Genomic DNA, 6,652 nt, shown 5'->3' with positions numbered 1-6,652 from the left:
GGAGCCACGGAAATCAGGTCCTGGTTGCGCATCAGCTTGCTCACCGCCGCCACCATCTCGGGGGTCAGACCCGCGGCCACGGAGGCCAGCGTCGCGGCCGCCCCGGGCGAGGCGGCGACCTCGAGCAGCCAGTCGCGCAGGCCACCCACGGTGAGGTGGGCCAGCGGGGCGAAGGCGGCGCGATCGTGGGAGTCGACGATGAGGCGGGTGACCTCGTCGGTCTCGTACGGCACCAGCAGGTCCTCGAGGAAGGTCTCGAGCAGGACGTCGGCGAGCGCCCATTGCGCGGCGGCCCGTTCGGCATCGGACGACGCCGCGCACCCGGCCAGTTCGTCCCCCGATCGCTGGGGCGACGCCGTGGCCATCAGCTCGACGAGGCCGTCGAACTGATAGGTCGTTCCCGAGATCTGCTGGGTGTACGTGGTCATTCGAGCTCTGCTTCCGCTCTGGCCAGTGCGGCGAACTCCTCGTCCGGGGAGTTGGCGACGAGGTGGTGCCGACTGTAGATACCGAAGTACAGCATGAACGCACCGAACACCACCAGGCACCAGAACGCGGCCGTGCTGTTGACGAGGAAGGTGGCCACCACGGCGAGTGCGGCGATGACGAGCGCGAATCCGGTGGTCACGACGCCACCCGGGGTGCGGTACGGGCGCTCCATGTCCGGCTCCCTGCGGCGCAGCACGATGTGGCTGACCATCATCAGGACGTAGCTGAGCGCGGCGCCGAACACCGCCATGTTGAGCAGCATGTCGCCCTGCCCGGTGAGCGAGAGCAGGAACCCGATGACACCCGGGACGATGAGGGCCAGGGTGGGCGCCTTGCGCGAGTTGGTGATCGACAGCGTCCTGGGCAGGTAGCCGGCGCGGGAGAGGGCGAACAGCTGACGGGAGTAGGCGTACATGATCGAGAAGAAGCTGGCGACCAGGCCGGCGAGCCCGATGTAGTTGACGATCTTCGCGGCCGCACCGTCCCCGAGTGCCTCGACCAGCGGGTTGCCCGAGGACTGGATGGCGTCCGCTCCCCCGGCGCCGGTGGCCAGGACCAGGACGGCGGTCGCGGTGACGAGAAGGACACCCATCGCCGCGATGATGCCGCGGGGGATGTTCCTGGACGGGTCCTTGGCCTCCTCGGCGGCGAGCGGCACACCCTCGATGGCGAGGAAGAACCAGATCGCGAACGGGACGGCGGCCCAGATCCCGATGACGCCGAACGGCAGGAAGTCCGAGGCGCCCGCGGCGTCGGTGGGAGCGATGTTGGTGAGGTTGGACGCCTCGAACTGGCCCGCCGCCGCCACCGCGAAGATGATGAGTCCGACGAGAGCGATCGCGGTGATGGCGAACATGACCTTGAGCGCCTCCCCCGCCCCGGAGAGGTGGATGCCGATGAAGATCGCGTACACGGCGAGGTAGATCCACCAGCCGTCGGTGATCCCGAACAGGTTGAGGGATTCCACGTACGCACCGATGAACGTCGCGATGGCCGCGGGCGCGATGGCGTACTCGATGAGGATCGCCGTTCCGGTGGCGAACCCACCCCACGGTCCCAACGCCCGCCGCGCGAAGGTGTAGCCGCCGCCTGCGGCCGGGAGCGCCGAGGACATCTCGGCCATGCCGAGAACCATGGCCAGGTACATGCCCGCGATGATCACGGCCACGATGAGCAGGCCACCGAACCCGCCCTGTTCCAGGCCGAAGTTCCAGCCGGAATAGTCGCCGGAGATCACGTAGCTGACGCCGAGACCCGCGAGCAGCACCCACCCCGCGGTGCCCTTCTTCAACTGGCGCTTGGCCAGGTAGTCACTGCCCTCGACGTGCGACTGGGTTCCGTCGTGATGACTGCTGATCGACTCTGTGGCGGACATGTGCGGCCTCTCTCGACGCGAGATCCAACGATGTCGCGCGGGGTGCGCGAACCGGATCACCGTAGGTCCGCGGTGTAAGCACCGGGTCGACGCACTGTGACGGCCTCGTTACGGCGATCGGCGGTGTACCGGGGCGGCCGACGACCAGCCGAACTGGCCGGTCCACTCTCTGGTCTGGCGCCAAAATGCGTGACATCCGACCAGCGGGCCGGACGCTCATTAGGCTGACGCACGTGAAGCGGACGACTCGGACCCGGTCCACCGTTGCTGTGGCATCATCCCTGATCGCGGCCATGATGATCGGCGGCTGCGCCCCAGATGACGATGCCGCTCCCCAGGGCGATGCGGCGTCCCAGGGCGACGTCGCCGAGCGGGACCAACACCACTACGAGCGAATCACGTATCCCACACGTGGGGAATCGGACCCGGCCCAGAACTGGGGAGACCTCTACCTGCCGGCCGGAACGCACGCCGAGGATTCGGTGCCGCTGGTCGTCCTCATCCACGGCGGTTCGTGGGCGTCCCAGCTCGGCGCCGAGGTCATGAACTCCTTCGCGGACGATCTCGTCGACCGCGGAATGGCCGTGTACAACATCGAGTACCGACGCGTCGGCTCCGGCGGTGGATGGCCCGTCACCTTCAGCGATGTCGCCGACGCCCTGGATCACGTTGTCCGCCTCGACGAGCAGTACCCCGAGCTCACCACCGACGACGAGCTCGTCGTCGGCCACAGTGCCGGCGCCCAGTTGGCCATGTGGTCCGGCACCCGCCATTCCCTGAACGACGACGAGGTCGGGAGCGACCCCGCGTTCCGGCCCACGCGCGTGGTCTCCCTGGCCGGGCCCCTCGACATGATCTACGCCGCCACCCACGGTGACGACCGGATCGTCACCGTGCTCGGCGGCACCCCTGCCGAGGTCCCGGATCGCTACACCTCCGTCGACCCCATCCAGAACATCGACCCGCGGATACCGGTGGTGGCCGTGCACGGCACGGCCGACACGATGGTCTCCCCGGAGAACTCCATCCGCTATATCGACGCCGTGAAGCAGCAGAACGGGATCGGGTCCCTCGTGCTGGCCGACGGCGAGGACCACGTCTCACTGGTCAGCGCGGACTCCGCGCACTACCAACGCATCCTCGACATCATCTCCGAGACCTCGGACAAGACCGTCGACGAGCTGGAACAACAGCACTCCGGATAGTCGCCTCACGCGCCCGGCGGTCCGCATGGTTCATCGCCGTGCGCCCGGTCCGGGTACTATTGACAGCTGTCAAGTGTTGGCGTCACCGGTGCGGACCCCCGGTCGCCGTCACCGGAGAGGAAGAGGTCCCACGAGATGACGCCATCGGTCACCACCACGCGCGAGGCACTGTTCCGGCCCCTACAGGTCCGGTCCATGCAGCTGGCCAACCGCCTGGTCATGTCGCCCATGACACGGATGGGCTGCCCGGACGCCCTGCCCGACGAGGTGAACCGCGACTACTACGCCGCTCGTGCCGCCGGCGGTACCGCGCTGATCGTCACCGAGGGGATCGGTGTGGACCACCCCACCTCGGTGGATCACGCATGGATCCCTCGCCTCGACGGGCCCGCGTCCGTGGCCGCCTGGCGGCAGGTCACCGACGCGGTCCACTCGGCCGGGGGTCGCATTCTCGCGCAGCTGTGGCACGTCGGCCCGCTCTGGGGTGCCAACGCCCGTTTCGACCGGGCCAATCGGGACCGGCTCATGGAGAGGCACCCGATGCGACCGTCCGGGCGATGGGGCACCCCGGGCATCACCACCTACTCCGAGCGGAGCGTCGCCCGGTGGTCATCGGAGGTCGAGCCGATGACGGAGGGCGACATCGCCGAGGTGGTCGATGCGTTCTCCCGTTCCGCCCGGCTGGCGATGGAGGCCGGATTCGACGGCGTGACCCTCCACGGCGGGCACGGGTACCTCCTCGACTCCTTTGTCTGGGCCGACACCAACCGGCGGACCGACACCTGGGGCGGCGACCTGGCCGCGCGCAGCCGGTTCCCCGCCGCGGTGGTCGCCGGGGTCCGCGAGGCGATCGGTCCCGACGCCCCGCTGTTCTACCGCTTCTCCCAGCACACCCAGCAGGACTACACCGCCCGCAAGGCCACCACGACCGAGGAACTGGGCGTGTATCTCGGTGCCCTCGCCGACGCGGGGGTGGACCTGCTCGACGCCTCCACCAGGCGGTTCAACGACCCGGCATTCCCGGACCTGGAGGGCGACGACGGCGAGGTGTCCCTGGCCGGATGGGCCCGCCGACTTACCGGGCTACCGTCGGGCGCGGTCGGCGGGGTGGGGATCGGGGCCTCGCTCCGCGAGCAGAAGTCCGGGGCGCCAGCCCACACCGCGGACAACATCGATGCCGTGGTGGACTGCCTGGAGGCCGGGGAGTTCGATCTCATCTCGGTGGGCCGGCTCCATCTGGCGGATCCGGCCATCGCGACTGTCCTGCGCACCGGCGACCCGTTGCCGGAGTTCGTCCGCGAGGTTCACGAGATGCCTCTGCGGACCCCCGAGGGCTGAGGTACCTAGGGACGCTGTGGACCGCCCGGGGTCGGGTCGCCGCCCAGCCGCTCGATCCCGTCGTGCATCAGCTCCACGGCGGTGCCAAAGACGACGCCGGGGTCGATCCCGCGATAGTCGTCCAGGAGCCCGGTGGTGAGCGGATAGTCCCCGGCGGGCAGGGCCTCGATCTCCGCCGCGGTGACGTCGTCCACTGGAGCGACCAACCCTAGGGCCTCCGCCGTGGCCAGCCCGAGGACGGTCGCGTACCAGCCCACCGTCACCGTCACCACCTGAGGCCGGGGGACCCCCGCACCCAGCATCGCCGCGTGCACCACCTCGGTCGTGGCGTAATCGGCCGACCCGGTGTGGGTGAACCGCTGGAGCAACGGGAACGTCCGGGGATACGCCCTGGCCAGGGCGCGGTACTGCTCAGCCAGGTGACGCAGTGTCGGTCGCCAGGGCGCCCCGGGTGGGGCGGGCCGCACCTGACCGTCGAGCCACGACGCCATGGCCCGGGCCAGCCCCTGCTTGGACCCGAAGTGATAGGCCACCGACATCGCGTCGCACCCCGCCGCGCGCCCCACACTGCGCATGCTGAACGATTCCTGCCCGCTCTCCTCCAGCACGCCGACAGCCGCCTCGACGATCAAGGCGGGGGACAACCCCCTGGGCCCTCGTCCGACGCGGCGCTCGACCATCAGTCCCCCCACTTTCGGGCCGACAAGCCCGAGACACTATTTCTACATTGTAGAATAGGGCGCGATCGAGGGAGGAAGACATGGTGGAAGTCAGACCGGCGGCGGCCTCCGATGCACAGACCATCGGGGAGATGCTCGGGGAGGCGTTCGGCGCTGATCCGGCGTGGGCGCAGTTCTTCCCCGACGAGGCCTCACGGTCCGCACGCCTGACCGCGCACTATCGACGCCACGTGCGTCGGCACCCGGACCGGGTCGACGTGGCCGTGGAGGACGGGCAGACGTTGGGGGCGTTGCTCTGGGAGCCTCCGCACCGCGAGGCGGGGCGCTGGTCACGATGGGGCGAGAGAGGCACAGCGGTTCTCCGACTGCTGATCTCGCCCACCGCGCGCCGCGGCATGGCACACACCCGCGCGGTCGAGGCACACCGGCCGTCGGAGCCGCACTGGTACTTCCACGACATCGCCACCGGACCCAAGGCTCGCGGGAAGGGGATCGGGTCGGCCCTCCTGCGCCACCGCCTGGACATCATCGACCAGGGCGGGCCGGAGCCGGTGTTCCTCGAGGCGACCACCGCGGGCAGCCGCCGCCTGTACGAGCGATTCGGTTTCCTCCCCGTCGGCACGGTGCCCACGGGGCCCGGACAGGAATCCACCGCAATGATCCGACCCGCAGGAGCCCAGAATGACTGACCCCCGCCTCGCCTCGCCGGACGATCTCGCCCCCGCCGCCGAGACCCTGGCCCAGGCGTTCGCGCACTACCCCTGGACCCGTCACGTCATCCCCGAGGAGGGGTACGCCGAGCGCCTGCTCACCCTGCAGCAGCTCTATCTGGCGCACGCCTATCGGCACGGGGTCGTCGCGGTCACCGAGGACCGTGACGGCGTGATCGCGCTCCTGCCCCCGGACGCCCCGGACGCCGACGACGACGCCGTCGAGCAGATCGTGGCCCTGCACGGCGACCGCATCGGGAGGCTGGCCGACGGATCGCCGCCGCACGACGGGTGGACCCTGGAGACCCTCGGGGTGCGCCCCGCCGCGCAGGGCAGGCGTCTCGGTAGCTCCCTGCTCGTGTTTGCTCTGGCCGAGGTGGGACGTCGAGGCGCCCGCGCCGTGCGGTTGGAGACCTCGGATGAGCGGAACGTGCGGCTGTACGAGCGGCACGGGTTTCACGTCACCGGACGCCGCGACCATCCGGACGGGCCGCCCGTCTGGGACATGCAGTTCGACGAGATGGAGGTCGACGACATGGGGGCCCACACCCGCACCACCTGACCGCTCACTCTCCGCTGCCGAGGAGGTTGGCGGGTAGGCCACCGGGAGACCGAGGAGCCGACGACGGGGAGGCGGAGCCGCGAGGGCGTGGTGATCACGCGGTGACGTAGGTTCTACGTCGTGACCGGCTACTGCGACCCGATGGCGCAGTGGCGCGCGGTCGCGGTGGTGCTCGCGTCCGTGCTCACCGCCACGGTCGCGCACACTGCTGCCGGGGGCTGGGTGCCCGGTCCGGGCGGATGGGCCGTCGTGCTCCTGTGTCTGCTCCCGGTCGCCGCGCTCGCCCGCGGCCG

Annotated in this window: 7 protein-coding genes; 4 read left to right on the top strand and 3 right to left on the bottom strand. The window is 70.0% G+C overall.

Annotated elements, in window-relative coordinates; all coding sequences use genetic code 11:
• Positions 1 to 428, bottom strand: a 428-nt coding sequence (gene eutB / locus G6020_RS17040) for an ethanolamine ammonia-lyase subunit EutB (RefSeq protein WP_241732648.1), incomplete at its 3' end; no start/stop codon positions are given.
• On the bottom strand, positions 425 to 1,864 hold the full coding sequence (gene eat, locus G6020_RS09925; protein WP_182610505.1) for an ethanolamine permease: 1,440 nt from the start codon (positions 1,862 to 1,864) through the stop codon (positions 425 to 427). The genes eutB and eat, both read right to left, overlap by 4 nt.
• Positions 1,865 to 2,133: 269 nt before the next feature.
• Between eat and G6020_RS09920 the strand changes: the two genes are divergently transcribed.
• Together G6020_RS09920 and G6020_RS09915 are read left to right on the top strand one after the other, a co-directional pair.
• A complete protein-coding gene (locus tag G6020_RS09920; protein ID WP_347238350.1) occupies positions 2,134 to 3,069 on the top strand; it encodes an alpha/beta fold hydrolase in 936 nt (311 codons plus the stop codon).
• Positions 3,070 to 3,204: 135 nt separating this feature from the next.
• Positions 3,205 to 4,407 (top strand): 12-oxophytodienoate reductase, encoded by a 1,203-nt coding sequence (locus G6020_RS09915; protein WP_182610504.1) that lies wholly within the window; start codon positions 3,205 to 3,207, stop codon positions 4,405 to 4,407.
• A 5-nt stretch (positions 4,408 to 4,412) separates the two neighbouring features.
• Here the strand turns inward: G6020_RS09915 and G6020_RS09910 are convergent, their stop codons facing one another.
• Complete coding sequence (locus G6020_RS09910) at positions 4,413 to 5,051, bottom strand: TetR/AcrR family transcriptional regulator (RefSeq protein WP_206682223.1); 639 nt, start codon at positions 5,049 to 5,051, stop codon at positions 4,413 to 4,415.
• Between the two features lie 116 nt (positions 5,052 to 5,167).
• Here G6020_RS09910 and G6020_RS09905 point away from each other — a divergent pair, with 116 nt between their 5' ends.
• On the top strand, positions 5,168 to 5,776 hold the full coding sequence (locus G6020_RS09905; protein WP_182610502.1) for a GNAT family N-acetyltransferase: 609 nt from the start codon (positions 5,168 to 5,170) through the stop codon (positions 5,774 to 5,776).
• Entirely contained in the window at positions 5,769 to 6,359 is a 591-nt protein-coding gene (locus tag G6020_RS09900; protein ID WP_182610501.1) for a GNAT family N-acetyltransferase, read from the top strand. Before G6020_RS09905 ends, G6020_RS09900 begins: the two co-directional genes overlap by 8 nt.
• Positions 6,360 to 6,652 lie beyond the last annotated feature (293 nt).

Source organism: Dietzia sp. B19, from assembly GCF_014145155.1.
Lineage (GTDB): Bacteria > Actinomycetota > Actinomycetes > Mycobacteriales > Mycobacteriaceae > Dietzia > Dietzia natronolimnaea.
This window is presented reverse-complemented; position numbering and strand designations above follow the sequence as displayed.